This is a genomic window from Cupriavidus sp. a3 (assembly GCF_051015765.1).
Taxonomy (GTDB): Bacteria; Pseudomonadota; Gammaproteobacteria; order Burkholderiales; family Burkholderiaceae; genus Cupriavidus; species Cupriavidus oxalaticus_A.
On the sequence record NZ_CP170644.1, the window covers coordinates 1,249,676 to 1,274,167 of the forward strand.

Sequence of the window (24,492 nt, forward strand, 5' to 3'; positions counted from 1 at the left end):
CGGCGGCATAAGGAAAGAGCAAATCGTTATTTCCATGTGCTCCGTACTGCGCCCTATAGTCTCCGGCTCACACAAGAATATCGGCTGGCCTGCTTTACCCGGCGGCCGGCACACGACTGGAGCATGACCTTGAACCGCGGCCTCACCCTTGGCGATACCCTTTCCTGGCCGGCACGCTACCTGCCCCGCAAGACCGCGCTGGTCAGCGGCATCGGCGCCGCGCGGCGGTCCTGGTCGTATGCGGAGTTCGATGCCGAGGTCAACCGCCACGCCCACGGACTGCAGGCGCTGGGCATCGGCAAGGGCGACGTCGTGGCCGCCTTCCTCTACAACACGCCGGCCTTCGTCTTCACGCTGCTGGCCACGGCGCGGCTGGGTGCGGTGTTCAACCCCGTCAACTACCGGCTGGCGGCGCAGGAACTGGCCTACATCCTGAACGACGGGGCTGCCAGGGCGGTGCTGTTCGAGCAGGAAGGCGCCGCCGTCGTGGAAAAGGCGACGGAACTGGCCCCCGGCACCGCGCTGCGCATCTATGCCGACGCGGACCCGGCTCCGGCTTTTGCCACGCACCGCCTCGACAAGCTCGCCGCCGGCCAGCCGGCCACGCTGCCAGCGGCCGACGTCCACGAGGACGACCCCTGCATCCTGATGTACACCAGCGGCACCACGGGCCGCCCCAAGGGCGTGGTGCACACCCATCGCAGCAAGCTCCAGCACAACGCGATCATGCACCAGGCCATGACGCTGTCGCGCGAAGACGTGGGCCTGTCGGTGGCGCCGCTGAACCATACCGCCGAGCTGCACACCAGCTTCCTGCCGCGGCTGCAGGTCGGCGCCACGCAGGTGCTGCAGCGCCGCTTCGATGCGGGCGAAGCCTGGCAACTGGTGGAAAGCGAGCGCGTGACCCACTTCTTCGCCGCACCGACCATGGTCGGCATGCTGCTGAACCACCCCGGGGCGGAAACGCGCGACCTCTCGTCGCTGCGGCTGGTCGAATACGGCGGCGCCTCGATGGCGCCGCACCTGATCCGCGAATGGGACCGCAAGATCGGCGCCGGCCTGGTACAGGTGTATGGCACCACCGAGATGGGGCCGTGCATGTCAGTGCTCTACCCGCACGAACAGCTGACCCGTGCCGGCTCGGCGGGCCTGCCCGCGCTCGGCCATGACCTGGTGGTGGCGAAACTGCGCGACGATGGCGCGCCGACCGATCCCGCGCAACCGTGCGCGCCCGGCGAAGTCGGCGAGGTGCTGGTGCGCGGCGCCTGCATGATGCAGGGCTACCTGAACCGGCCCGACGCCAATGCGCGGGCGCTGGCACATGGCTGGTACCACACCGGCGACCTCGGCAGCCTCGACGCCGACGGCTACCTGTGGATCCGCGACCGCATCGACTACATGATCAACTCCGGCGCGGAGAACGTGTATCCGCGCGAAGTCGAGGACGCGCTGATCGAGCACCCGGCGGTGCTGGAAGTCGCGGTACTCGGCGAGCCCGACCCGACCTGGGGCCAGGTGGTGGGTGCGTACGTGGTGGCGCGCGGCGATGCGCCGGTCAGTGCCGAGCAGCTAGATGCCTTCCTGCTGCAGGGCGACCGGCTGGCCGCTTACAAGCGGCCGCGCCGCTATCACTTCCTGGACGCGCTGCCCAAGACCACCAGCGGCAAGATCCAGAAGCACATGCTGCGCGCCGGCGCGCAGGCGGCGTAGCGCTGCGCCGCAGCTCAGCCGCCCGGCACCGCGCGGATACGCAGCAGGCCGCTGGCGCCGCCGGCCAATGTGCCCCGGGCCGGGCGCCCACGCCGGCCCACGGCGGCCACGCCCGCGCTGGCTGCCTCCTTCTTCTGTTCGCGATATTCGGCAAGCATCGCCTCGCGCTGTCGGACGCGTTCCTCCAGTACGGCAATCGACTGGCTCAGGCGCGTCATTTCGCTGCCCTGGCGTGAAGCCGCTTCGGCAGCGTGCGCAAGCCGCTCCAGCGCGGCCTTGCGCTCTGTTTCCAGCAACTTCTGCGCATCCTTGCCCGCCACGCGGGCCGCATCCAGTTCCAGCGCCAGCCGGCGTTCGCTGGCCGTGGCGCGGGCGGTCATGGTTTCGCGCTCCTGGTCCCACGCGGCGCGTTCCGCGGCGAATTCACGCTGCAACGAGACCCGGGCCTCCAGCGCGGCGCCCGCCTCGGCGCGCAGCGTCTCGACCTGCTGCTGCAAGGCGGTAGCGCGGGCTTCGGCCTGCGCGCCGCGCTCCAGCGTCTCGTCCCGCGCGCGCGTCATTTCCGCCATGGCCGCTTCAGCACCGTCCAGCCGCGCCTGCATGACCAGCCGCTCCTGCTCCAGCACTTCCCGTTCCCTGGCCAATGTCGCCTGCGCCTCGGCCAGCGCCGTTTCCCGCTGGGCCAGCGCGGCTTCCGCCTGCGCCCGGGCGACCTGCAACGCGGCTTCCCACAGGTAGCGCGCCGCTTCAGTGACGGGTTCGGGGCAACCCGGCTTGGGCGCGAAGCCTTGCGGATCCTCCAATCGCCCGCCGAGCGCGGCAAACCAGGCGTCGAGGTGCGGACTGACCGTGTTGGGCGAACCGCGGCCCAGATGCAAGCGGATGCGTTCGATGGTCGGACGCTGGCCTGCCTTGAGCAGGCTGTCGGCGGCAGCCCAGACGTCGTCGCGGGTGATGCCTCGGGAGCGGAGTGTTTCCATGGTCAGGTCCGGGAAAGCCAAAATAAGGTTCGATAATGGAGGCTTATCGAGCGCTATTCGTTGTCTCTGTATGATACAATACAGCATACATCATATTTATTATGATATCAGCCAACCCATCCCAGCTTGCCTCCGATGTCGAACTCCCGGCGCCGCTTCGCCCGTCTGAACTGGATCCCCTCGCCGAGCAGGCCGCAAACGCGCTTCGCCGCGAAGGCGAGTCGCCCAACACCGTGGCGAGCTACCGCTCAGCCCTGCGCTACTGGGCTGCCTGGCACGGGTTGCGTTACCGCCAGCCGGTCCGCCTTCCGCTTGCTCCTGCCGTCGTGGTTCAGTTCATCGTCGACCACGCTACGCGGCAGACGCCGCACGGGCCTGTTTGCGAGCTGCCCCCGGCGATCGACCAGGCGCTGGTCGCTGATGGATACAAGGCACGACCCGGCGCGCCCGCGCTGTCCACGCTGACGCACCGCCTTGCGGTGCTGGCCAAGGCCCACCGCTTGCAGCAGTTGCCCAATCCGTGTGCCGACGCGTCGGTGCGCGAGCTGATGTCCGGCATCCGGCGCGCCTATGCGCGCCGCGGACAACGCCAGGCGCGCAAGGCCGCGCTGACGCGCGACCCGCTGCTGCGGCTGCTCGCTACCTGCGACGACTCGCTGCGCGGCGTGCGCGACCGCGCGCTGCTGCTGTTCGCATGGGCCAGCGGCGGCCGCCGCCGTTCCGAGGTCGCGCGCGCGACGGTGGAGAACCTGACGCGCATCGCACCGGGTGAATTTGTCTACGTGCTGGGCTGGTCCAAGACCAACCAGTCAGGCCGCGATCATGCCGATGCCGCCAAGCCCGTGAGCGGTGCAGCGGGGCAGGCGCTGGAGGCATGGCTGGCCGCATCAGGCATTGCGAGCGGACCGCTGTTCCGGCGCATCCGGCGCGGGGGCCATGTGGGTGAAGGGCTGTCCGACGGATTGTCCGACGCTGCCGTGAGCCGCATCGTCAAGGCGCGCTGCGCACAGGCGGGACTGGAGGGCGACTACTCAGCGCATTCGCTGCGCGCGGGTTTCGTCACCGAAGCGGCATCGCAACAGGTGCCGCTGGCCGAGACCATGGCAATGACAGGCCACGCCAGCGTCGCCACGGTGGTGCGTTATTTCCGCGCGGCGGACATGCAGCGCTCGCGCGCGGCGGACCTGCTCGGGGAAGCGGAAGAGAAAAACGGCTAGCGGGCGCAGAACGCGCCGCAAATGCGGGTATTTCGCTATCCCCGTGCGCTGGCCCGGGATGCGCCCGGTGCCTATACTGGCAGGCGCGCCGGCAATGCCAGATGCGATGGCCGGCAGCACCCTGAGATCCGGGCCACGTGATGGCGACCCGCCCGGACAAGCCCGCGATGTGCGCCGCAAGCGTGCCGGAGCGACCGAGCCGGCTGCCGGGCCATACCAGTGGAAACACGGAGATGGGCATGCCCAATGAACAATTCCTCGCCACCCAGGAAACTCGCCGCTCGGGGCTGCAAGCCTTGCGGGCGGCCTTGCTGCAAGTTCACAAGGAAGTCATCGGCTACGACCGCAGCCAGTACGAAAGGCTGAACGGCCCGATCCCTGCCGGACTGTTTGTCCAGCTGGTCACGGAGGACAACTTCTTTCGCTGGCTCGATCCGCTGTCGCGGCTGATCATCGAGGTCGATGAGGAACTTGAATCGAGGGAACATCACGACGACACCTGCCGCGCCGTGGCGCGCGCTGCCGAAAAGCTCTTTAGCGACGGCGCCGATCCGGGTTTTCGCAAGCGCTACCAGGAAGCATTGCAGGATGAGTCGGGCGTGATCGTGGCGCACGGGCGCCTGATGTCCGTGATCGGCCAGTTGCGGCAGCTGCCTTAGCTGCCTTAGCTGCCTTAGCTGCCTTAGCTGCCTGGCTGCCTTAGCTGCCTGGCTGCCGTAGCTGCTTGGCTGCCGTAGCGTCTGGTCCGGACACAGCGTCAGGCGCCCGGCGGTAGCGCCCCTCGTCTTCAAACGGGATGGCCGGGAGCCGTGCGCCCTGGTCATCCCCGCAGCCATCCTTGCCGGACATCTGTCACCGGCCCCTGCCTCCGCCACGTCCGCCAGCGGCCCAGCCGCCTCTGCCACGACCGCCGCCGCCATGCCAGCCGTGGTGTCCATGGTGTCCGTGCTTCCAGCCGTGACCACCGCCGCCATAGATAAAGGCAAAGCTGCCATAGTAGCTGCCATATCCGGGGCTGTAATAGGGGTAGCCGGGCGTGACCGGGTAGCCGCTGTAGTACGGCGAGCTGACCGGGTATGCGGGATAGGCCAGGTAGTCGTCGCCGGCATAGGGATAGGGATAGGCCACGCACCCGCTGACCAGCGCCGCCGCAAGCAACACTCCATAACCGTAACGCATAGGTCCCTCCTTGCATCGCCAGCCTGGATTGCGGGCACAGGGTTAGACCGCAGCGGCTGGCATGCAATTCAACCGGCTTGCACCGGCGCCCGGCCCGCGATTTGCGATGACTTGGCGAGCACTGTGCCCAGCACAATGCGAGTAACGACAATTCAGGGACATATTTAGGAATTGTCCGATATTCGCATGAGAAAGCCCGTATTACATTGCCCTTGCACCCGGCCCGCGGGTGCCCCGACAGAGCCAGGTTGCCCCCCTTCCTGGTTCCTTTCACTGCCACGATGGTCCCCGCCATCGTGGCAATTTTTTTGGCCGCGACGCGCGGCTTACAGGCCCTTCTCGACCATTTCCAGCAACCGTTGCCCGAGCGGCTCCGCCATTTCGCGCGCGCGGCTGCGTAACGGGCCGTCGATCAGCAGGATCGCCAGGCCGTGCACGGCGGACCAGGCCAGGTACTCGGCGCCGGGCCGCCGCTCGGGTGGCAAGGCACCGGCCTCCACCAGCTTGTCGAGCGCGGCGCCAAGAAGCTGGAACGGATTGAGTCCGCTGTTGCCCGCCTTAGCGGGATCGGCGTCATCCTCGACTTCATCCGGCACGGAGAATGCCGTGCGGAACAGGCCGGTTTCCGCCAGCGCGAAGCGAAGGTACCCCGTGCCGATCGCGCGCAGGCATGCGCGCGCATGGGCAGCCGCGCCACGGCCCGGGCGCAGTCCGCCGATCTCGGCCTCCATGGCGATCGCCAGCGACGACAAGGCCGACGCCCGCACCGCCTGCAGCAGGTCCTGCCGGCTGGCAAAGTGCCGGTACGCCGCATTGGGAACGACGCCGGCGCGGCGCGTGGCTTCGCGCAGCACGATGGCGTCGGGGCCGCCTTCGCGGGCCAGGTCGATGCCGGCGTCAAGCAAGGCTCGGCGCAGGTCGCCATGGCGGTAAGTGGCGCGCGCCGGCGGCGCGGGGACGGCCGGCTTCATGCGGTTCCCCTGTGATGCTGGATTCGGTTCATTATCTGTAGGCGCTTATAGTGAACAGTGTACACAAGCAAAGCGCCACCGGCTTGCCGCAGGCCGGCATCCGCAGCCGGAATCAGAGGATGGGGGCGAACAACTTGGCCACGTGCATGGCCACGCGCAGCGGCGCGGGCGCGCCCAGGAACTCTTCCAGCCCGACCCTTCTGGCGTTGGCAAAATCGGTTTCCAGCATGGCCGCCACGTCGGCAGCGAAGCCCTTGTCCGCCGTCATCACCATCAGCTCGAAGTTGAGCCGGAACGAACGGTTGTCGAGGTTTGCCGTGCCCACCGCGGCGGCTTCATCGTCGATCAGAATCACCTTCTGGTGCAGGAAGCCCGGCTGGTAGCGATACAGCTTTATTCCGGCGGCGACTGCCTGATATGCATAGATGGTCGACGCGGCGTAGACGACCAGGTGATCGGGACGCGCCGGTATCAGGATGCGGACATCGACGCCGCGCAGCACCGCCAGCCGCAGCACGGCGAACACCGCCTCATCCGGCACGAAATACGGCGACGTGATCCACAGCCGGTGCCGCGCCGACTGGATCGCCTCGACAAAGAACAGCGAACACGTTTCCTGCGAGTCCGCGGGACCGGTTGGAACCACCTGGCAGGTCATGCGGCCGCCCACCTCGGGTGGCGGCATCAGCAGATGCGGGACTTCGCGCGCGGCCCAGTACCAGTCTTCGGCAAAGGACATCTGCAGGTCCAGCACGGCACTGCCGCGCAATGCGATATGGGTGTCGCGCCACGGCGCCAGCGGCGGACGCTCTCCCAGGTATTCCACGCCGACATTGTGGCCACCGATAAACGCCTCGCGCCCGTCCACGACGACCAGCTTGCGATGGTTGCGGAAGTTGAGCTGGAAGCGGTTGACGAAGCCGCGATGCGTGGAAAACGGCCGCGCATCGACGCCCGCCTCGAGCAGCGTGCGCACGTAGCGGCGCGGCAGCGCATGGCAGCCGATGCTGTCGAACAGGAAGTAGACCTCGACGCCGGCCCGCGCGCGCTCGCACAGCAGCGCCTGCAGGCGCCGGCCCAGCGCATCGTCGTGGACGATGAAGAACTGCACGATCAACACCCGCCGGGCCTGGGCGATCGCGGCAAAGATGGCATCGAAGGTCTGCGTGCCGTTGACCAGCAGGCGCACGTCGTTGTTGGCCAGGCATGGCATGCCGGTCAGCCGCGGCAGCGCGCGCATGCAGAGTTGCGTCGGCGCGTGCACCACGCAGGCGCTGCGGGCCTCGCGTTCGCGCGGGGTCATGCCGTGGCGGATCTCGCGCAGCCGGTCGTCATTGAAGCGCCGCGCATCGACATAGCCGGCAAAGGTGCTGCGCCCGAAGATCAGGTACGGGACCAGCGTGAAGTACGGCATCATCACCAGCGACCCCGCCCAGGCGATCGCGCCAGGCGCGGTGCGCACCGTCATGACGGCGTGCAGCGCCGCCATCACGCCGACGACGTGAAAGGCCAGGAGGATGAAGGCGATGACACTCGGGCTCTGCAGCATCGGTGGCTTGAGTCCCCGGACCGGAACACGATGCGCGCTATTTTGGCACACCGCGGGCCGGATGTTGATGCCGCGTCGCACGCCTGCCTTCTTTTTTGGCACGCCGACGGGATGACGGTGCCATGCGGCCGCCAGGCATGGTGCAGGCCCGTTGTCCACAGGATCTGTGGACAACTTCTGCGCTCTCGCTCCCCCCAGGCCATCATTGGCTGCCCCTTACCGCGCCGGAACAAAAAGGGCAAAAACGGCGAACTGTTCGGAAAGGTCCGATTGATCCACGGCATCAGGCTTTTTACCCTTTGAGGCCGCAAGGTGCTCCGTCATTCGCAGCCTGGCATGCGCCGCGCTTCGGTTCCGATCCCGTTCAACGCTGTCCGATAGCCGCCTCCTTCCTGCCGTTCTCACACCCCGTCACGCTCGCTTCGTATGCCGTCGCCGATCACTATTGCGCTGCTGCTGGGCAGGTCGCCCCAGTTGCAGGACGTTCCCGACCTGCTGGTGCGCTCGGGTTTTCGCTGCAGCGTCTTCGACGCGGGCCGCGACCTGATCCACAGCGCCCTGCAGCAGACCTACGACATGCTGCTGGTTCCCGACGAAGTCGCCGACATCCCGGCCATCGACGTGATCCGCGCGGTGCGCAGCGCGCGCTCGCGCGATGTGCCGATCATGATACTGGGCAGCGACAGCAGCGAAGACCGCCTGGTCGACGCGCTGGATGCCGGTGCTGACGACTACATGTGCCGTCCGCTCAGCCACCGCGTGCTGCTGGCGCGCATCGCCGCGCTGCGCCGCCGCGTGACCGGCGAGCGTTTGCGCCAGGGGTTGGTGGTGCGGGCCGGCCCGTACCAGCTCAACAGCGTCGGGCGCTTCGCCACGCTGCGCGACGAGCGCATCGAACTGACGCCGAAGGAATTCGACCTGGCCATGCTGCTGTTTTCCAACGCCGGCCGGGTGCTGCCCAACAGCCGCATCGAGCAGACGGTATGGCGCCATGAACTGCCGCCGCTGTCGCGGGCGCTGGCGGGCCTGATGTCGCGGCTGCGCAAGACGCTGCGGCTTGGCATCGAGAACGGCATCATCGTCACCGTCGTCTACGCCCATGGCTATCGCCTCGATGTGCTGGAGGAAAGCAGCCTGCCGCGGCTGCCGGTAACAGGTCGTGAGCTGGCCGCGCGCAAGCCCTCTGGTTGCTAGGCCTGCAGCGCTGGCGCCAGCGACAGGAACTCGAGCACCGCCATGCCCGTGGCCGAACGCTTGGCCTCGCGCTTGGCGACTGCCGCGGCGGCGCCGATATGCTGGCTGCCCAGGCGCTGCAGCGCAGCCACGCCCTCCCCGCTGACGCACACCACGCCCGCCGCCATCGATACCGGCGGAAAGAACACCGGCAGGCCGCGCCGGTCTTCGCCCTGCATGCCGCCTGCGGCACGATCCCCCGGCGCATACATGGCGAGTGCCGCATCGTTGAAGCGCCGGATCGCCTCTCGCATCCGCGCCGGCCAGTCGCTGCTCTGGAACAGCACCAGGAAGTCGTCGCCGCCGACATGGCCAATGAAATCGCGCGCGGGGTCGCACGCCTCGGCCAGGATCGCGGCGGCGCCCTTGAGCATTTCGTCGCCCTTCCAGTAGCCGTACTTGTCGTTGAACGGCTTGAAGTGGTTCAGGTCGACATAGCACGCGTGGAACTCGCTGGCGGCGTCGATCAGGCGCTCGATATGCTGGTTGAGCGGGATATTGCCGGGCAGGAACGTCAGCGGATTGGCATAGCGTGCCGCCTCCATGCGCACTTCGGTGATCGCGCGGATCAGGTCGGCACCGGTGCCCAGCCCGATATAGCGGCCTTGCTCGGTGATCAGGAAGCCATCGGCCAGCGAGCGTGTGTTCTCTCCGGACAGGATCTGCGCCATTTCCTCCAGCGTCGCGCTGCGCTCAAAGCAGGCCGGCTCGCGGTTGGCCATGGCAATGCAGGCCTTCTTGCCATACAGCTCGCGGTGGAACGGCGCGGCGTAGCGGTCGATAAAGCCCTGGCGGCCGATGATGGCAAGCGGCCGTCCATCGTCATGGACCACCGCCACGGCATCCAGCTCGGGCTGGTTCTGGAACATGCGCAGCACCGCGTCGTTGCTGGCGGCGGGCGACACGGTCGGTGCCGGACGCAACAGCCGCCCGGCGGTCATGCCGGACCAGCCCGAGCGCACCACCTGCGGAAACACCGCGATATGCCGGGACGCCAGCGTGCGCAGCACCTGCGGTGCCACCTGCGTATCCGGGCGCGCCGACGGCCTGCCGATGTAGTAGCCCTGCGCACCGGTCACGCCGAGGTCGCGCACCACCGCAAGCTCATCCTCATGCTCGATGCCCTCGGCAATGACGCGCCCGCCAAAGGCGCTCATCATGCGCATCACCGCACGCAATATCTCCAGCCGCCGCGAGCACGAGCCGATGCCGCGTATCAGCGACTTGTCGATCTTGACGAACTGCGGCGACAGTTGCGCCAGCAGGTCCAGGTTGGCATGGCCGGAGCCGAAGTCGTCCAGCGCATACTGCATGCCCAGCTCGCGCAGCAGCGACATGGCCGTGCCGAAGCTCGCGGCATCGCCGATCGGGGTCTGCTCGGTGACCTCGATCGCCAGCCGCGACGGTGCGATACCGGCGCGCAGCAATGCCCCCGACAAGCGCTCTCGATCGGCCAGCAGATGCCGCAACGTCATCGGGCTGAAATTCAGGAACAGCTTGCCCGGCAGTTCCAAACCGCGCCAGGCGGCCAGCGCGGTGCGCGCCGCCTCGATTTCCAGCGCGATGGTGTTCTCCACGCCCTGCGCCAGGCGGAACAGGGCTTCCGGCAATGCGTAAGGCGATCCCGCGGGGCCGCGGACCAGTGCTTCGTAGCCGAGCAGTTCGGCATTGCCGGCGTGCACGATCGGCTGGAACACCGCATGCAGCGGCGGGATCTGCGCGCGTGGCACCACCGGCCCGGCCGGTACGCCCGGGATGAGGAGGAACTGTGGCTGTGCGGCGTCGTGGCCGGGCATGAGTCGATCCGGGAGGCGAACAGATGGGCAGGGCAGCACGGCCCTGAGGGCGGGCCACATTGCATGACATTGATATGACAGCACGATGACAGTCCCATGCTTGTCATGTCACGGTTTCGTCACATTGATCGTTCACCATCCGTGCGCCGCCAGCGACCCTCCCGCACGAGGAAGGCGCGACGGCAAACCGGGTCAAGCCCGGGCTGCGCTGCCGCCCGCTGCGGTTGGCTGGACGCGCGCCCGTCAGGAGTCATCTCCGTGTTGCACGTCATCAAGTCAAGCCTGCCGGGCCGCCGCCCGGCTTTTGCCGCGCTGGGCCGGGCGGCCTCGCGCCTGAACCGCCTGCCGCTGGTCGCACGCCTGTGCGCCGCCTTTGCCCTGGTCTACCTGTTCGGGGCCGCGGTCGGGCTGACCGGTATCGCCAACCTGGTGTCGATCAAGGCGCGCACCGATACCCTCTACCAGCAGGACATGCATGGCGCCATGTCGGCCGAGCGCGCGCATTCGGCGCTGGCCGCACTCGGCCGCGCCCAGCTGGCGCTGACCATGGCCACCAGCGGCGCCGAGCGCGACACCGCCGCCGCCGAGATCGACCAGGCGCTGGCGCGGCTCGACACGGCGCTGGCCGGCGTGCGCCAGGCCAATGCCACGCAGGCCGGACCGCTGCTCGAGGCGCGGCAGCGCGCCGCCGAGCTGGTGCAGGGCTATGTCGCGCTGCTGCGCAAGCAGCCGCTCGATCCGCTCCAGTTTGACAGCGCGGTCTCGGTCGAGGGCCACTTTGTCACCGAGCAATTGCAGGCACTGAGCCAGCGTATCGAGGCGGTGCGCGTGCGGCAGGAGCGGCAGGCCGCCGCCACCGTGGCAAGCGTCGCCAGCAGCCAGCTGCGCGCGCAGGCGTGGATGGTGGCCCTGCTCGGCGCCAGCCTGCTGGCCGCGGCAGGGCTCGCGTGGATCGCCGCGCGCAGCCTGCGGGCCGAGCTGGGCGGCGAGCCGCGCGACGCGGCCGAGATTGCGCGGCGCATTGCCGCCGGCGACCTGACCGCCACGATCGCGCTGCATCCCGCGGATCGCAGCAGCATGCTGCACCACGTGGCGGGCATGCGCGACCAGCTCGCCGGCGTGCTGGCCCGCATTCATGGCTCCGCGCAGGAGATCGCCGCGGCCAGCCAGCAGATCGCCGCCGACAACCACGCCTTGTCGGCCCGCACACAGCTGCAGGCCAGCGCACTCGATGCCGCGGGTGCCAGCATGGAGGCGCTGGCGGGCCGCGTTGCCGACGCACACGCCCAGGCGACCGAATCGAGCCTGCTGGCCGACCAGGCGCGCACCGCCACCGATGCCGGCGCGGATGTGGTGCGGCAGATGCGCGGCGCCATGGACGCGCTGCACGGCCACTCGCGCCATATCGCGGAGATTGTCAGCGTGATCGAGGGCATCGCGTTCCAGACCAATATCCTGGCGCTCAACGCCGCCGTCGAGGCCGCCCGCGCGGGTGCGGCCGGGCGCGGCTTTGCCGTGGTCGCGCAGGAAGTGCGCGCGTTGGCCCAGCGCAGCGCCGATGCCGCGCGCGAGATCGGCGGCATCATCGGCACGGCCACGCATGAAATCGGCCTGGGCGCGCGCCTGAGCGGCGACGTGGTGGCAGCCATGGAGCGTATCGCCACCGCGGTCCAGCACAGCCATGCGCTGGCCGGAACCCTGTGCACGCTGGCCGACCAGCAGGCCGCCAGTGTGCAGGCGGCTGCCGGATCCGTCACGCAGCTGCGCCAGACCGCCCAGCAGAACGCCGCGCTGGTGGATGAGCTGGGCGGACAGGCCGGGCGCCTCGATCACCAGGCCGCGGTTCTGGCCGAGGATGTGGCGCGTTTCCGCTTCTGAACAGCCCTTTGTCGCGCGCCGTTATCGGCGATGCGTCGGACAGATGTGTCTGTCCGAAACATTTGACATGGGGAAGTAACCGGCATTTACGACTTCCTCGACAAAGTTACAGAACTGTTTCAACTGAAGCGGTGCCGGTTACGTGCAGGGCGCTGGCTGCCTAGTAATCTTGCCTCACACCAACTGAACTGGCATCCGCCCAGGAAACCATGGCTGAACGACTGATCATGCTGGACGTGCCCGGCGTCCTGTACTCCGACCGCTCCCGCGCCCGCCTCGGCGGCATTCCGGATTCGGGCACGCTGCGCGATGTCAGGTTCTTCGACCCGATCGCGCTCGGCTTCGTCCGCCGCCTGTTCGGTGTCGCCGGTGCGCGCGTGGTGGTGTCCGATGCCTGGCGTCGCGGCACGCCGGCGGCGATCCTGCAGCAGCTGGACCTGCAGATCGAGGACATGACCCCGGCCGCCACCGGCGGCCACGGCGCAGAGATCGCCGCTTATTTTGCGCAGGCTGCGGCGCCCGTCCACTACGCGACCCTGTCATGCGCCGCGCCCGAGTCCATGCCGGAAGCCATGCGCGATCACCTGGTCAGCGTCGATCCGGCGCTCGGCCTGACGCTTGAGAACTTCCAGCAGGCGCTCAGCATCCTTGGGGTGGCCTGCCCGTCCACGGTGATGCCCGCGCCCAAGCTCGATGCCGGGCTGAAGGCCAAGCTGGAGCAGCTGCAGCAACTGGCGCGCGAGAACCCGGCGCGCTTCGCCACGGAGCAGGCTGCGCAAGTCATGCGTGAGTACGTCCACGCCTGATCCGCAGCCACCTTCGCGGCAAGCCAAGCGGGGCGCCTTCGGGCGCCCCGTTGCATTCCACGTGGCGCGCGATCCCCGCTTGTTCCCGTATCATGCTCGCTCTCGCCGGCATTCCCGCCGGCCCCATCGCCAGGATCATCCAGGATACCGCCATGCCCCACCTCGTCATCGAACTCACGGAAAACACCCGCCTGAACTGCTCGCAGGAAGAGTTGCTCGACGAAGCCAACGCCGCGCTGCTGGCATCGGGGCAGTTCCAGGAGGCCGATATCAAGTCGCGCTGCATCACGCTGTCGACTTACCGCCAGGGCGTGGATGCCGCGGAACGCGCGTTCGTCCATGCGCGCCTGTCGATCCTCGATGGCCGCGACACTGCCGTGCGCCAGGCGCTGGGCCAGGCCGTCTGCGACGTGATCGCCGACGCCGTGCGCACGGGCGTGGACGGTGGCCAGTCGGTGCAGGTATCGGTGGAAGTGTGCGAGATGCAGCGCGCCACCTTCGCCAAGCAGGTCATTGGCTGAGCCACGGCAACGCGCCGGCAATCGCCGGCCAGTAATTCCCGGCCAACAAAAAACCCGCGACCCTCTCAGGCCGCGGGCACCAGCTTCGGGGAAGACGCCGAAGCCTGTCATGGGGAGCGCCCCCGCACCCATGACGTCTGGGATTCTAGGGGGACGCCCGCGCTGGCGGATTGACCTGGATTAAATGGCCCACATTGTCCCAATGAAAAAGGAGCCGCGAGCGGCTCCTTTTTCATTGGGACAGGCTGTGGCGCAGATCAGGCCGCGGCGTCCTTCAGCTTCTTCAGCGGGCGCACCTTCACCTTGACGCTGGCCGGCTTGGCCGGGAACCAACGCTCTTCACCGGTGAACGGGTCCTTGCCGAAGCGCTTCTTCTTGGCCGGGACTTGCTGTGCCGTCACCTTCAGCAGGCCCGGCAGCGTGAATTCACCAGCGCCCTTCTTGTTCAGCGCGCTGACGATGGTGTTTTCCAGATGGGCCAGGACCGTCTTCACGGTCTTGGCTTCCAGTTCCGTCTGGGCTACCAGGTGAGCGACCAGGCTCGACTTGTTGAAGGTGTCCTTCAGCGGGCGCGCAACGGGCGCAGCGGCGGAAGCAGCCTTCTTGGCCGGCGCGGCCTTCTTGGCGGCAGCCTTCACGGGTGCCTTGGTTGCCGCGGCCTTCTTGGCAGCGGGCTTGGTTGCAGTCTTCGCGGTCGGTTTCGCTTTGGTCGCCATATCGATATACGTAAGTTGAACGATGGATGCCGGCTTCATCGTTTTGCATCGCTCAGCAGCGCTGCGCAAAACGCCTTGTCGGCGCCCACTGAATCATAGCGGAAACAACCGTAAGTCAAGGGGTTTTCGTGCATGCGAAGCGCAAAACCCCGTGAAAACCCCGGGTTTTGTCGTAGCTTTGCCTCAGTGAAAACGCGAAGAGGGCCTACGTACCCCCGTTTTGGCGTTTGCGCACGCTGCGCGACGCGAACATGCGGACCGGATTGCGTGCCTCAGCCGCGCACCGGAAGCGCAAGCAGCGGGCCTGCAAACAGCGCGCCGAGCGCGAGCAGCGGCAGCGATGCATCAGCTTGCGCCCATGCGTGCGACAGTGCCGGCAGACTGGCCTGCATGCCGAACACGCTGGCCACGCACAGCAGCGAAACCGGTGCAACGGCCGCAAGCGCCAGCGTGCGCAGAGGCCTGTTGCCAAGGGGCGGCGAATCGCTGGCGAGGGTCTCGGGTGGGGGACATGTCCGGTTCCTTGGATGGGATGCGGGGCATTGTCGGCGGCGCTGGCTGAACCCTGCCTGAGCGTTTCGTTCAGCCCGCGTTCAGGCTTTTTGTTGCAAGCTTCGGGCCATGAAGCGCTTTTCCGCGCCGCTGCGGCGCCCCGCCCGCATGCTGTCCGCTGCCGCACTGGCAGCGCTGCTGGCGCTCGCGGCCATGCCTGCCGCACATGCCGATTCTGATCCTGACCGCGCGCGACAACCGGACCGAGAAGGTCGAAGGCATCGACGCTGGCGCCGACGACTACGTGGCCAAGCCCTTCCGCATGGAAGAGCTGCCGGCGCGCATCTGCGCGCTGATCCGTGCGCGCACGGCATGGCTGTGCCGGAGCTGCAATGCGGCCCGGTTCGGATGAATCCGCGCGCCGGCACTGTCACCGTCAACGGCGGGACGGTGGTGCTGACCTCGCTCGCTAGAAAGCCGGGCGCGAACTGGCGCTGGAAGTCGAAGGCAACGGCCATTTTGCCGGCGACCGCCAGGACCTCGTCGAGATGCTCGGCAACCTGCTCGACAACGCCGGCCAGTGGGCGCGCACGCGCGTGCGCGTCACGCTGCGCGAGGCTGGCGGCGAACTGGAAATAGCGGTCGAGGACGATGGGCCGGGCATGCCGCCCGAGGCGCGCGAACTGGCCACCGCCCGCTTCGGCAGGCTGGACGAGGCGGCTGCCGGCAGCGGGCTGGGCCTGGTGATCGCCACCGAGATCGCTGCGATGTACGAAGGCAGCCTGACGCTGGCAACCAGCCCTTTGGGCGGGCTGTCGGCACGTCTGCGCTTGCCGGCAGGCCTGCCCTGATCCGCTTCACAATGCCCTGTCAGTGCGCGCGTGCCGCCATCGCGTCGCGCGTGTCGCGCGCCAGCCCCAGCGCGAAAGCGGTTTCGGCAACCAGGAACAGCGGGCCGATCAGCAGGCCCACCAGGTCGTCGACAAACGCCGGCTTGCGCCCTTCGTAGTAATGGCCGATGAACTGGATAATCCACCCCGCCACGAACAGGCCGGCCCCGGTGGCCAGCCACGCAGCGGTCGGCATGGCGGCAATGTGCGCGCCGGCATAGAGGAAGAGCGCCAGGATCGACGCCATCGCCACGCCGAAGCCCAGCGACAGGCGCAGGTAGAACAGGCACGACAGGATATACACCAGCATCGCCGGGGTCAGGTGGGCGGAGCCGTCGCCCAGCGGCATGGCCGGCCGCGCCAGCAGCGTGGTCACCGCCAGCACGATCATCGGGATGCCGATGAAATGGGTGACGATATTGCGCGAATCGCGGTGGTAGGCGGCGTAGTTGGCCAGGTACTCGATCAGGGTTTTCACGGGGCGTCTCCTTGTGTGCGCAGGCGTGCGCGGAAGCTGCCGCCTGCTGCTGTCCGCGCTCGGGTCGCGATGTGGATTTATAGTAGTGGGCGCATACCGGCGGGTCTGTCTGGTTTTTGACAATCTGCCGGCACACCGGTTTTGACGACCTTTCGCCCCAACAGGAAACAGGAGACCGGCATGGGATCCGCGCCCCCGCCGCACCGCCACGCCCCGCTGCCGGCCCGTGCCGCGCCAGCGCGCGCGCGGCCGCACAACTCGCTGCCGGAGGACGACCCGCTGGCCGCGGTGCGCGCCGGCGCCTGGTTCAGCCACTTGCCGCCGGGGTTGCGCCAGGCACTGCTCGACGACGGCTGCCTGCGCCGGCTGGTGCCCGGCGAGACCTTGTTTGCCCGAGGCGACCGCTTCGACGGCCTGTACTGCGTGGCCAGCGGCACCGTGCAGATCCATGCCAGCGGCGAATCGGGCAAGGCGGCGCTGCTGGGGCTGCTCGAGCCCGGCAGCTGGTTCGGCGAGATCTGCCTGTTCGACGGCCTGCCGCGCACGCACGACGCGCGCGCGGTCAGCGCCGCCGCGCTGTGGCACGTGCCGCGCGCGCCGCTGGAGCGGCGCCTGGCGCAGCATCCGGCATGGTGGCAGGCGTTCGGGCGGCTGCTTGCCGCAAGGACGCGCCTGGCCTTCGACTATGTCGAGGAGACACAGCTGCTGCTGCCCGCGGCACGCATTGCCCGGCGCCTGGCCGCGATCGCGCACGGCTACGGCAACCTGCCGGCGCGTGCCGATGCGGTGCTGCGCGTGCGCATCCCGCAGGAACAGCTCGCGCAGATGCTGGGACTGTCGCGCCAGACCGTCAACCACGCCCTGCGCGAACTCGAAGCCCGCGGCCTGCTGCGGCTGGAATACGGCGGTATCGAGCTGCTCGACCTGGCCGCGCTGGAAGTGCTCAACTGAATCCGCCACCGTGGAGGCCTGCCTGCCATGATCACGCTAGAAGCCGCCCAACTCGACGCCTATTGCGCGCGGCTGGGCATCGCCGCCCCGCCCTCGCCCACGCTGGAGGCGCTCGACGCCGTGCTCGGCGCGCAGCTGGCCAGCATTCCGTTCGAGAACATCGACCCGCTGCTGCGGCGGCCGGTCAGCATCGATGTCGACGCCGTTTTCGACAAGCTGGTCACGCGCGGGCGCGGCGGCTACTGCTTCGAACTCAACACGCTGCTGGCGGCGGCGCTGGCAGCGTTCGGCTTCAGCGTGACGCCGCTGGCCGCGCGCGTGCGTTGGGGCGTGCCCGATGCGGTCGAGACCGTGGCGTCGCACATGCTGCTGCGCGTGGAAGTGGCGCATCGCAGCTATGTCGCCGATGTCGGCTTCGGCGGACCCACGCCGTTTCGCGCGATGGCGCTGTCCGCGCCTGCCGACGACGACTTCCCCTACCGGCTCGCCAGCTCCCCGCCGGAAGCGGCCAGCAGCGCGTTCCACAGCTTCGACCTGGAGGCGCGCGGCGATACGGGCTGGCTCAAGGTCTACCGCTTCGACCTGACGCCGCAGCCATGGATCGATTTCGGGCCGCGCAACTGGTATGTCTCGACGCATCCGGACAGTGTGTTCCTGCGCCGGCTGATGGCCGCGCGCACCGACGGCGGCACGCGCGTGACGCTGGCCGATGGCGATCTGGCCGAACGCGCGCCGGACGGCAGCGTGCGGCGCCAGCGGCTGGAAACGCCTGAGGCCGTGGTGCAGGTCCTGGACGAACGCTTCGGCATACGGCTCGACGATGCCCTGCGGCACGAACTGATGGCGGCGCTGCCGCCCTTGCTCGCGGCTAACGCGCACGCATGACCGCATGAAATGCGCGGCGTGCGCGCCACCTTGCAGCGTTGCCGTGCCGCGCTGCACCAGACCTTCATGCACGCCGCGCATTGCCCGCAGAAAGAATGCTGATATGGCCGTCATCCGGGCCGTTGCGCTGTGGACTCGGCTGGCGCGCCACCACCATAATGATCCGTCGATGCAGCGTTTGCGCCGCATCGCCAGGACCACAGCGCGGCAGACCCGCCGCCTGCATGAAGCCGGCCGCTGACGCCGGCGCAGCTATACAGGAGACTCCATGTCATTGTTCGATCTGACGGGCAAGGTTGCCATCGTCACCGGCTCCTCGCGCGGCATCGGCCGCGCCATCGCCGAGCAGATGGCCGTCCAGGGCGCCAAGGTAGTGATTTCTTCGCGCAAGGCAGAGGCCTGCCAGGAAGTGGTTGACGCGCTCAATGCACGCCATGGCGCCGGCACGGCCATCGCGGTGCCCGCCAATATCTCGTCGAAGGAAGACCTGCAGCACCTGGTCGACGAAACCAACCGGACCTTCGGCAAGATCGACGTACTGGTTTGCAATGCCGCATCCAACCCGTACTACGGGCCGATGGGCGGCGTCTCGGACGACCAGTTCCGCAAGGTGCTGGACAACAACGTCATTTCCAACCACTGGCTGATCCAGATGGTCGCGCCGCAGATGATCGACCGCAAGGACGGCTCGATCATCATCGTGTCGTCGATCGGCGGCCTGCGCGGCTCGCCGACCATCGGCGTGTACAACATCTCCAAGGCCGCGGATTTCCAGCTGGCGCGCAACCTCGCGGTGGAATTCGGGCCGCACAACGTGCGCGTCAACTGCATCGCGCCGGGCCTGATCAAGACCGACTTCGCGCGCGCGCTGTGGGAAGATCCGGAGCGCTACAAGCAGTCCACGCAGGGCGCCCCGCTGCGCCGCATCGGCGAGCCGATCGAGATTGCCGGCGCGGCCGTGTACCTGGCCTCCGCCGCGAGCAGCTTCATGACCGGCCAGGCGCTGGTGGTCGATGGCGGCGTGACGATCTGACCGGTATCTTGAGTTGTACCTGAGCTTCTGACGCAAGCGTTGCGCGTGCGCCGGCCTGTCCGGGCGCACGCCGCTTTCTTTGCATTGCCCTCAACCTGCAGCGCAGTTACGGGAGGCAGTCATGTCAAGCAATCCGCAAGCGGCCGGCAACTGGCCGGTCATGTCCCTGGCCGAGGCCCATGCCCGGCTGACCGCGCCCGGCTCGCCGTTCGAGACCGAGTCGCGCGTGATCCGCGGCATCCCCACCACAGTCTGGAAGCACGCACCCGCGACGCTGTACGACCTGTTCCGCGCGACCAGTGCCTTCGGCGACCGCACCTTCGTGGTCTACGAGGACGAGCGCGTTTCCTACGATGCCTTCCGACGCGCCGCCATCGCGCTGGCGCATGCGCTGGTGCGCGACGGCGTGCGCAAGGGCGACCGCGTGGCGCTGGCGATGCGCAACCTGCCGGAGTGGCCGGTGGCGTTCTACGGCGCGCTGCTCGCGGGCGCGATCGTGACGCCGCTGAACGCGTGGTGGACCGGCGCCGAGCTGGAATACGGCTTGGCCGACTCCGGCAGCCGCGTGGCCATCGTCGATGCCGAGCGGCTCGACCGCATCCTCGAGCATCTGCCCGGCTGCCCGTCGCTGGAACGCGTCTACGTCTCGCGCACCGGCGCTGCGGCCGGCGATCCTCGCGTCGCCGCACTGGAAAGCGTGATCGGCACCAGCGCCGACTGGGCCGCGCTGCCGCAGCAATCGCCGCCGCAGGTCGGTATCGACCCCGAGGACGATGCCACCATCTTCTATACCTCCGGCACCACCGGCAAACCCAAGGGGGCGCTGGGCACGCACCGCAACTCCGCCACGGTCGCGGCCGCTGGCAGCTTCAGCCCGCTGCGCAACCTGCTGCGCCGCGGCGAGCCGATTCCGGCGCCGGATCCCGCGGCCCCGCAAAAGGCCATGCTGCTGGCGGTGCCGTTCTTCCATGTCACCGGCTGCATGGCGGTGCTCAACGGCGCGCTCGCCACCGGCGGCAAGATCGTGCTGATGCACCGCTGGGACGCGCTGCGCGGCATGGAGCTGATCGAGCGCGAGCGCTGCACCGCCGCCGGCGGCGTGCCCACCATCGCCTGGCAGATCCTGGAGCATCCGGAGCGCGCGCGCTTCGACCTGTCTTCGCTGGAGAACGTCAACTACGGCGGCGCGCCGGCGTCGCCGGAACTGGTGCGGCGCATCGGCGACGTGTTCCCGACGGCCGCGCCCGGCATCGGCTGGGGCATGACCGAAACCTCTTCGACCTTCACCAGCCACAGCGCCGAGGAATACGTGCTGCGGCCCGACAGCAGCGGTCCGGCGCTGCCGATCGGCGAAATGAAGGTGGTCGACGGACGCGGCCAGGCGCTGCCGCCCGGCGAGACCGGCGAACTGCTGGTACGCGGCGCCAACGTCGTGCGCGGCTACTGGAACAAGCCCGAAGCCACGGCGCAGACCTTTGTCGACGGCTGGCTGCGCACCGGCGACATCGCGCGGCTGGACGAGGAAGGCTATGTCTATATCGTCGACCGCATGAAAGACATGCTGATCCGCGGCGGCGAGAACATCTACTGCATCGAGGTGGAAAGCACGCTGTACGAACATCCCGCGGTGATGGACGCAGCGGTGGTCGGCATCGCGCACAAGACGCTGGGCGAGGAACCGGCGGCCGTGGTCAGCCTCAAGCCAGGCATGCACGCAACCGAAGCCGAATTGCAGGAGTTCGTGCGCGAGCGGCTGGCGGCGTTCAAGGTGCCGGTGCGCATCCTGCTCTACCGGGAGATGCTGCCGCGCAATGCCAATGGCAAGATCCTCAAGTCGAACCTGCGCAAGCTGTTCGACCAGGCAGCCTGACCAGCCGGCGGCAAACCACCAGCCGGCGGCGCTCTACTTGACGGGAATCGTCGTGCCGGCCGGAACCGGCACGGCGGTCACGCTGTTCTGCGGGCTGCCGCTGACGATGCGGTCCGAATAGGTCAGGTAGACCAGCGTATTGCGCTTGCGATCGACCGCGCGCACCACATGCAGGGTCTTGAACAGCACCGACATGCGCTCGGAAAAGACGTTGTCCTGCTGCTTCAGCGGCCCCTTGAAGGCGATGGTCCCCACCTGCCGGCACGCGATCGAGGCTTCCGGCGGGTCTTCCGCCATGCCCAGCTGGCCCTTGATGCCGCCGGTGCGGGCCCGCGACACGTAGCAGGTGATGCCCTCGACCTGCGGGTCGTCATAGGCTTCGATGACGACCTTGTCGGAGCCGGTCACGCGGAAATTGGTGCTGACGCTGCCGATCTCCTCGGCATGCGCGCCGCCCGTGGCCGCCGCGCAGGCGGCCAGGGCCAGGATCGTGCAGGATCGCTTCATCATGGTGGATGGCAACGTGTCAGGTCACCGACGACTTGATGTCGCCGTGGCGCTTTTCCATTTCCTGGCGCAGTGCACGGCGCTGCTGGGCGGCGGCAAAGCGCTGGCGCTCGACTTCATCGCGCGGCTCAAGCGGCGGCACTTCCGCCGGGGCGCCGTTGTCGTCGACCGCCACCATGGTGAAGTAGCAGCTGTTGGTGTGGCGCACCAGCTTGCTGCGGATATTCTCGGTCACGACCTTGATGCCGATCTCCATCGAGCTGCGGCCGGTAAAGTTGACCGAGGCCAGGAAGGTCACCAGCTCGCCCACGTGGATGGGCTGGCGGAACACCACCTGGTCAACCGACAGCGTCACCACGTAGCGGCCCGCATAGCGGCTGGCGCAGGCATACGCGACCATGTCCAGGTACTTCAGGATGGTACCGCCGTGGACGTTGCCGGAGAAATTGGCCATGTCCGGCGTCATCAGCACGGTCATGGAAAGCTGGTGGGACAGGTCGTTCATGATGCGGGGAGTTCGGATCGGGGGTGCGGATTGCGGGGGCGGTCGCCCGGGCCGGCTGGCGGCATCCAGGCGCCGGCAGTTTAACCCGGATCGGCCCCGCCGTTGCCGGTCATCGCGCACGGCGCGCAAAACAAAAAAGCGGCCTGCCTGGCCGCTCTTTCACGCTGTGGACGCAAACTGCTTACTTCTTCTTGTTCACCGCGTCCTTGAAACCCTGTCCGGCGGAAAACTTGACCGTCTTGGCGGCCGGGATCTTGATGGTTTCGCCGGTGCGCGGATTGCGTCCGGTGCGCGCGGCGCGCTTGCCGGCGCTGAAGCTGCCAAAACCTACGAGCGTGACCGAATCACCCTTTGCCACTGCCTTCTTGATGCTGTCCAGCGCTGCGTTGAGCGCGCGCTCAGCGGCGGCGTTGCTCAGTTCTGCTTCCGTGGCGATGGCCGATACCAGTTCACCTTTATTCATGGCTGATTTCCCTTGTTGGTCGTCGTCACCGATGTGCTTGCCTGGCGGCAAAACATCGATCGGCGCAGTCTAATCTGCCCCTTGTGCGTTGAGCAATCCCCAGTGGCACCAATGCAACGAAAAAACCCGCAAATCCTTGCTTGAGGCCGGTTAGCGGGCAATTTCCCGCTCTTTTCGCGCTTGTCACGGGCCCGCTTCGGCTGGCTGCGGCGTTGCGCCGCAAGGCAACGCTGTCACGGGCCCGGACCCGGCAAACGCCCGGAATTGGGGCGTCGCACCAAAACGGGTCAGCCGAACATGCCGGCGAAGCGCCATTCTGGCGCATATCAGGCACGGCCGCCGGCGCCCGGCTCCGACGTCCTGCGGGCCCGGTTCCCTGCGCGCGGCATTCCGGTGCGGATTCCGCCCACTCCGGTGCAGCCGGCACCAGGATGCAGCCGCAACTGGAATGCTTTTTGCATACCCATGCGCCCATTTTGAGCATGAGGTCACTATGGACAACTGGAAGACCGGCACCGACGCCATGTTTATCCTGCTTGGCGCCATCATGGTGCTGGCCATGCACGCCGGCTTTGCTTTCCTCGAGCTAGGCACGGTGCGCAAGAAAAACCAGGTCAATGCACTGGTAAAGATTCTGGTGGATTTCGCAGTTTCCACGATTGCCTATTTCTTTATCGGTTACACCATTGCCTACGGCGTGCAATTCATGTCCGGGGCAGAAACGCTGGCCCAGAAAAGCGGTTACGACCTGGTCAAGTTCTTTTTCCTGGCGACTTTTGCCGCCGCCATTCCGGCGATTATCTCGGGCGGTATTGCCGAACGTTCGCGCTTCAATCCGCAACTGGTCGCGACCTTCGTTCTGGTTGGTTTTGTCTATCCCTTCTTCGAAGGCATTGCGTGGAACCAGCGCTACGGGGTGCAGGACTGGATCACACAGGTTGCCGGCGCGCCCTTCCATGACTTTGCCGGCTCGGTGGTCGTGCATGCGCTGGGCGGCTGGATCGCGCTGCCGGCGGTGCTGCTGCTCGGCGCGCGGCGCGGGCGCTACCAGAAGGACGGGCGCATCAGCGCCCATCCGCCTTCCAATATCCCGTTCCTGGCGCTGGGTGCGTGGATCCTGGCAGTGGGCTGGTTCGGCTTCAACGTGATGAGCGCGCAGACCGTCGACAAGATCAGCGGCCTGGTTGCGATCAATTCGCTGATGGCGATGGCCGGTGGCACGCTGGCGGCGTGGGCCGCCGGGCGCAATGATCCCGGCTTTGCCTACAACGGCCCGCTGGCCGGGCTGGTGGCGGTATGCGCCGGTTCGGACCTGATGCACCCGCTGGGCGCACTGATCACGGGCGGAGTTGCGGGCGCCCTCTTCGTCTATATGTTTACGCTGGCGCAGAACAGGTGGCATATCGACGATGTGCTGGGCGTCTGGCCGCTGCACGGGCTGTGCGGCGCCTGGGGCGGCATCGCCGCGGGCATTTTCGGGGCCAGGGCACTGGGCGGGCTGGGCGGCGTGTCGCTCGGCGCGCAGCTGATCGGCACGGTGCTGGGGATCGTGGTGGCGCTGGCGGGTGGCACGCTGGTATACGGCGCGCTCAAGAAGCTGGTCGGCATCCGGCTCGATGCCGAAGGCGAGTTCAACGGCGCGGACCTGACGCTGCACCGCATCTCCGCCACGCCGGAGCGCGAAACCAACTGGTAAGGCGGTTGCGCCGCCCGGCGGCGCCTGGGCAAGCTGGCCTGCCGGCCCGCTTGTCTTGACAATTATTTGCTTGCACTTCGAGGCACGGCATTCCAATAATTGCCGTGCCCACGTATTGCGCCGCGTCAGCGCGCAGGGCTGCACCACTCACCCAAACCGAGAGGAC

25 protein-coding genes are annotated in these 24,492 nt (G+C 67.8%); 14 read left to right on the forward strand and 11 right to left on the reverse strand.

All coding sequences use genetic code 11. The features are described 5' to 3' along the window. The first annotated feature begins 123 nt into the window (after positions 1-123). Positions 124-1,710, forward strand: a complete 1,587-nt coding sequence (locus ACAD63_RS27485; protein ID WP_434034050.1) for a fatty acid--CoA ligase — start codon at positions 124-126, stop codon at positions 1,708-1,710. Between the two features lie 14 nt (positions 1,711-1,724). Here ACAD63_RS27485 and ACAD63_RS27490 read toward each other — a convergent pair whose 3' ends face one another. Next, positions 1,725-2,690, reverse strand: a complete 966-nt coding sequence (locus tag ACAD63_RS27490) for a DNA-binding protein (protein ID WP_135702596.1) — start codon at positions 2,688-2,690, stop codon at positions 1,725-1,727. Between the two features lie 101 nt (positions 2,691-2,791). Between ACAD63_RS27490 and ACAD63_RS27495 the strand changes: the two genes are divergently transcribed. After that, positions 2,792-3,907: a site-specific integrase gene (locus tag ACAD63_RS27495; protein WP_434034051.1), complete on the forward strand. Its 1,116-nt coding sequence runs from the start codon at positions 2,792-2,794 to the stop codon at positions 3,905-3,907. Positions 3,908-4,140: 233 nt separating this feature from the next. Further along, positions 4,141-4,566 carry a hypothetical protein gene (locus tag ACAD63_RS27500; protein WP_135702592.1) on the forward strand — a complete coding sequence of 142 codons (426 nt, stop codon included), beginning with the start codon at positions 4,141-4,143 and terminating at the stop codon, positions 4,564-4,566. A 193-nt stretch (positions 4,567-4,759) separates the two neighbouring features. Here the strand turns inward: ACAD63_RS27500 and ACAD63_RS27505 are convergent, their stop codons facing one another. The 3 genes from ACAD63_RS27505 to cls all read right to left on the reverse strand — a co-directional run bounded on the left by ACAD63_RS27505 (position 4,760) and on the right by cls (position 7,606). Then, on the reverse strand, positions 4,760-5,086 hold the full coding sequence (locus ACAD63_RS27505) for a hypothetical protein (protein WP_434034052.1): 327 nt from the start codon (positions 5,084-5,086) through the stop codon (positions 4,760-4,762). Between the two features lie 326 nt (positions 5,087-5,412). Then, positions 5,413-6,057 (reverse strand): TetR/AcrR family transcriptional regulator, encoded by a 645-nt coding sequence (locus tag ACAD63_RS27510; protein WP_434034053.1) that lies wholly within the window; start codon positions 6,055-6,057, stop codon positions 5,413-5,415. 112 nt (positions 6,058-6,169) lie between these two features. After that, positions 6,170-7,606, reverse strand: coding sequence for a cardiolipin synthase (gene cls, locus ACAD63_RS27515; RefSeq protein ID WP_434034054.1), 1,437 nt, complete (start codon positions 7,604-7,606; stop codon positions 6,170-6,172). 438 nt (positions 7,607-8,044) lie between these two features. Between cls and ACAD63_RS27520 the strand changes: the two genes are divergently transcribed. After that, positions 8,045-8,800: a response regulator transcription factor gene (locus ACAD63_RS27520; RefSeq protein ID WP_133093332.1), complete on the forward strand. Its 756-nt coding sequence runs from the start codon at positions 8,045-8,047 to the stop codon at positions 8,798-8,800. On the opposite strand, the gene ACAD63_RS27525 is transcribed toward ACAD63_RS27520, so the two are convergent. Continuing rightward, positions 8,797-10,635, reverse strand: coding sequence for an EAL domain-containing protein (locus ACAD63_RS27525; RefSeq protein WP_434034055.1), 1,839 nt, complete (start codon positions 10,633-10,635; stop codon positions 8,797-8,799). The genes ACAD63_RS27520 and ACAD63_RS27525 overlap by 4 nt on opposite strands. A 258-nt stretch (positions 10,636-10,893) precedes the next feature. On the opposite strand from ACAD63_RS27525, the gene ACAD63_RS27530 reads away from it, so the two are divergent. The 3 genes from ACAD63_RS27530 to ACAD63_RS27540 all read left to right on the forward strand — a co-directional run bounded on the left by ACAD63_RS27530 (position 10,894) and on the right by ACAD63_RS27540 (position 13,840). Further along, the gene (locus ACAD63_RS27530; RefSeq protein ID WP_135702582.1) at positions 10,894-12,513 is read left to right on the forward strand and encodes a methyl-accepting chemotaxis protein; all 1,620 of its coding nucleotides are present in this window, start codon (positions 10,894-10,896) and stop codon (positions 12,511-12,513) included. A 209-nt stretch (positions 12,514-12,722) separates the two neighbouring features. Continuing rightward, positions 12,723-13,319: an HAD domain-containing protein gene (locus ACAD63_RS27535; RefSeq protein WP_434034056.1), complete on the forward strand. Its 597-nt coding sequence runs from the start codon at positions 12,723-12,725 to the stop codon at positions 13,317-13,319. 152 nt (positions 13,320-13,471) lie between these two features. After that, a complete protein-coding gene (locus ACAD63_RS27540; protein WP_133093198.1) occupies positions 13,472-13,840 on the forward strand; it encodes a 5-carboxymethyl-2-hydroxymuconate Delta-isomerase in 369 nt (122 codons plus the stop codon). Positions 13,841-14,097: 257 nt separating this feature from the next. On the opposite strand, the gene ACAD63_RS27545 is transcribed toward ACAD63_RS27540, so the two are convergent. Both ACAD63_RS27545 and ACAD63_RS27550 read right to left on the reverse strand, forming a co-directional pair. After that, positions 14,098-14,556, reverse strand: coding sequence for an HU family DNA-binding protein (locus ACAD63_RS27545; RefSeq protein ID WP_063241379.1), 459 nt, complete (start codon positions 14,554-14,556; stop codon positions 14,098-14,100). Positions 14,557-14,828: 272 nt separating this feature from the next. After that, on the reverse strand, positions 14,829-14,966 hold the full coding sequence (locus ACAD63_RS27550) for a hypothetical protein (RefSeq protein WP_195427386.1): 138 nt from the start codon (positions 14,964-14,966) through the stop codon (positions 14,829-14,831). A 308-nt stretch (positions 14,967-15,274) separates the two neighbouring features. Between ACAD63_RS27550 and ACAD63_RS27555 the strand changes: the two genes are divergently transcribed. Together ACAD63_RS27555 and ACAD63_RS27560 are read left to right on the forward strand one after the other, a co-directional pair. After that, positions 15,275-15,460, forward strand: a complete 186-nt coding sequence (locus ACAD63_RS27555) for a response regulator (protein ID WP_434034057.1) — start codon at positions 15,275-15,277, stop codon at positions 15,458-15,460. Between the two features lie 82 nt (positions 15,461-15,542). After that, positions 15,543-15,899 (forward strand): ATP-binding protein, encoded by a 357-nt coding sequence (locus ACAD63_RS27560; RefSeq protein WP_434034661.1) that lies wholly within the window; start codon positions 15,543-15,545, stop codon positions 15,897-15,899. A 19-nt stretch (positions 15,900-15,918) separates the two neighbouring features. Here the strand turns inward: ACAD63_RS27560 and ACAD63_RS27565 are convergent, their stop codons facing one another. Then, positions 15,919-16,416 (reverse strand): DUF962 domain-containing protein, encoded by a 498-nt coding sequence (locus tag ACAD63_RS27565; RefSeq protein ID WP_135702576.1) that lies wholly within the window; start codon positions 16,414-16,416, stop codon positions 15,919-15,921. Between the two features lie 180 nt (positions 16,417-16,596). Between ACAD63_RS27565 and ACAD63_RS27570 the strand changes: the two genes are divergently transcribed. The 4 genes from ACAD63_RS27570 (at position 16,597) to ACAD63_RS27585 (ending at position 21,155) form a co-directional block, all read left to right on the forward strand. Further along, a complete protein-coding gene (locus tag ACAD63_RS27570; protein WP_135702574.1) occupies positions 16,597-17,367 on the forward strand; it encodes a Crp/Fnr family transcriptional regulator in 771 nt (256 codons plus the stop codon). 27 nt (positions 17,368-17,394) lie between these two features. Then, positions 17,395-18,252, forward strand: coding sequence for an arylamine N-acetyltransferase family protein (locus tag ACAD63_RS27575; protein WP_434034058.1), 858 nt, complete (start codon positions 17,395-17,397; stop codon positions 18,250-18,252). 268 nt (positions 18,253-18,520) lie between these two features. Further along, a complete protein-coding gene (locus ACAD63_RS27580) occupies positions 18,521-19,285 on the forward strand; it encodes an SDR family oxidoreductase (RefSeq protein WP_135702570.1) in 765 nt (254 codons plus the stop codon). A gap of 121 nt (positions 19,286-19,406) precedes the next feature. Further along, a complete protein-coding gene (locus tag ACAD63_RS27585; RefSeq protein WP_434034059.1) occupies positions 19,407-21,155 on the forward strand; it encodes a class I adenylate-forming enzyme family protein in 1,749 nt (582 codons plus the stop codon). Between the two features lie 33 nt (positions 21,156-21,188). On the opposite strand, the gene ACAD63_RS27590 is transcribed toward ACAD63_RS27585, so the two are convergent. From ACAD63_RS27590 to ACAD63_RS27600, 3 genes are all read right to left on the reverse strand, one after another. Further along, entirely contained in the window at positions 21,189-21,665 is a 477-nt protein-coding gene (locus ACAD63_RS27590; protein ID WP_371702962.1) for a CreA family protein, read from the reverse strand. Positions 21,666-21,681: 16 nt separating this feature from the next. After that, on the reverse strand, positions 21,682-22,167 hold the full coding sequence (locus ACAD63_RS27595) for an acyl-CoA thioesterase (RefSeq protein ID WP_133093205.1): 486 nt from the start codon (positions 22,165-22,167) through the stop codon (positions 21,682-21,684). Between the two features lie 181 nt (positions 22,168-22,348). Next, entirely contained in the window at positions 22,349-22,630 is a 282-nt protein-coding gene (locus ACAD63_RS27600; protein WP_029047409.1) for an HU family DNA-binding protein, read from the reverse strand. A 493-nt stretch (positions 22,631-23,123) separates the two neighbouring features. Here ACAD63_RS27600 and ACAD63_RS27605 point away from each other — a divergent pair, with 493 nt between their 5' ends. Beyond that, positions 23,124-24,326 (forward strand): ammonium transporter, encoded by a 1,203-nt coding sequence (locus tag ACAD63_RS27605; protein WP_133093206.1) that lies wholly within the window; start codon positions 23,124-23,126, stop codon positions 24,324-24,326. The last annotated feature ends 166 nt before the right edge of the window (positions 24,327-24,492 follow it).

What these genes read in the sequence shown, in the direction of transcription:
- ACAD63_RS27600 (WP_029047409.1), bottom strand. Translation starts at nt 22,630, where the DNA reads ATGAATAAAGGTGAACTGGTATCGGCCATCGCCACGGAAGCAGAACTG.
- ACAD63_RS27540 (WP_133093198.1), top strand. Translation starts at nt 13,472, where the DNA reads ATGCCCCACCTCGTCATCGAACTCACGGAAAACACCCGCCTGAACTGC.
- cls (WP_434034054.1), bottom strand. Translation starts at nt 7,606, where the DNA reads ATGCTGCAGAGCCCGAGTGTCATCGCCTTCATCCTCCTGGCCTTTCAC.
- ACAD63_RS27570 (WP_135702574.1), top strand. Translation starts at nt 16,597, where the DNA reads ATGGGATCCGCGCCCCCGCCGCACCGCCACGCCCCGCTGCCGGCCCGT.
- ACAD63_RS27585 (WP_434034059.1), top strand. Translation starts at nt 19,407, where the DNA reads ATGTCAAGCAATCCGCAAGCGGCCGGCAACTGGCCGGTCATGTCCCTG.
- ACAD63_RS27595 (WP_133093205.1), bottom strand. Translation starts at nt 22,167, where the DNA reads ATGAACGACCTGTCCCACCAGCTTTCCATGACCGTGCTGATGACGCCG.
- ACAD63_RS27535 (WP_434034056.1), top strand. Translation starts at nt 12,723, where the DNA reads ATGGCTGAACGACTGATCATGCTGGACGTGCCCGGCGTCCTGTACTCC.
- ACAD63_RS27490 (WP_135702596.1), bottom strand. Translation starts at nt 2,690, where the DNA reads ATGGAAACACTCCGCTCCCGAGGCATCACCCGCGACGACGTCTGGGCT.
- ACAD63_RS27580 (WP_135702570.1), top strand. Translation starts at nt 18,521, where the DNA reads ATGTCATTGTTCGATCTGACGGGCAAGGTTGCCATCGTCACCGGCTCC.
- ACAD63_RS27495 (WP_434034051.1), top strand. Translation starts at nt 2,792, where the DNA reads ATGATATCAGCCAACCCATCCCAGCTTGCCTCCGATGTCGAACTCCCG.
- ACAD63_RS27510 (WP_434034053.1), bottom strand. Translation starts at nt 6,057, where the DNA reads ATGAAGCCGGCCGTCCCCGCGCCGCCGGCGCGCGCCACTTACCGCCAT.
- ACAD63_RS27525 (WP_434034055.1), bottom strand. Translation starts at nt 10,635, where the DNA reads ATGCCCGGCCACGACGCCGCACAGCCACAGTTCCTCCTCATCCCGGGC.
- ACAD63_RS27575 (WP_434034058.1), top strand. Translation starts at nt 17,395, where the DNA reads ATGATCACGCTAGAAGCCGCCCAACTCGACGCCTATTGCGCGCGGCTG.
- ACAD63_RS27555 (WP_434034057.1), top strand. Translation starts at nt 15,275, where the DNA reads ATGCCGATTCTGATCCTGACCGCGCGCGACAACCGGACCGAGAAGGTC.
- ACAD63_RS27505 (WP_434034052.1), bottom strand. Translation starts at nt 5,086, where the DNA reads ATGCGTTACGGTTATGGAGTGTTGCTTGCGGCGGCGCTGGTCAGCGGG.
- ACAD63_RS27605 (WP_133093206.1), top strand. Translation starts at nt 23,124, where the DNA reads ATGGACAACTGGAAGACCGGCACCGACGCCATGTTTATCCTGCTTGGC.
- ACAD63_RS27485 (WP_434034050.1), top strand. Translation starts at nt 124, where the DNA reads ATGACCTTGAACCGCGGCCTCACCCTTGGCGATACCCTTTCCTGGCCG.
- ACAD63_RS27500 (WP_135702592.1), top strand. Translation starts at nt 4,141, where the DNA reads ATGGGCATGCCCAATGAACAATTCCTCGCCACCCAGGAAACTCGCCGC.
- ACAD63_RS27590 (WP_371702962.1), bottom strand. Translation starts at nt 21,665, where the DNA reads ATGATGAAGCGATCCTGCACGATCCTGGCCCTGGCCGCCTGCGCGGCG.
- ACAD63_RS27545 (WP_063241379.1), bottom strand. Translation starts at nt 14,556, where the DNA reads ATGGCGACCAAAGCGAAACCGACCGCGAAGACTGCAACCAAGCCCGCT.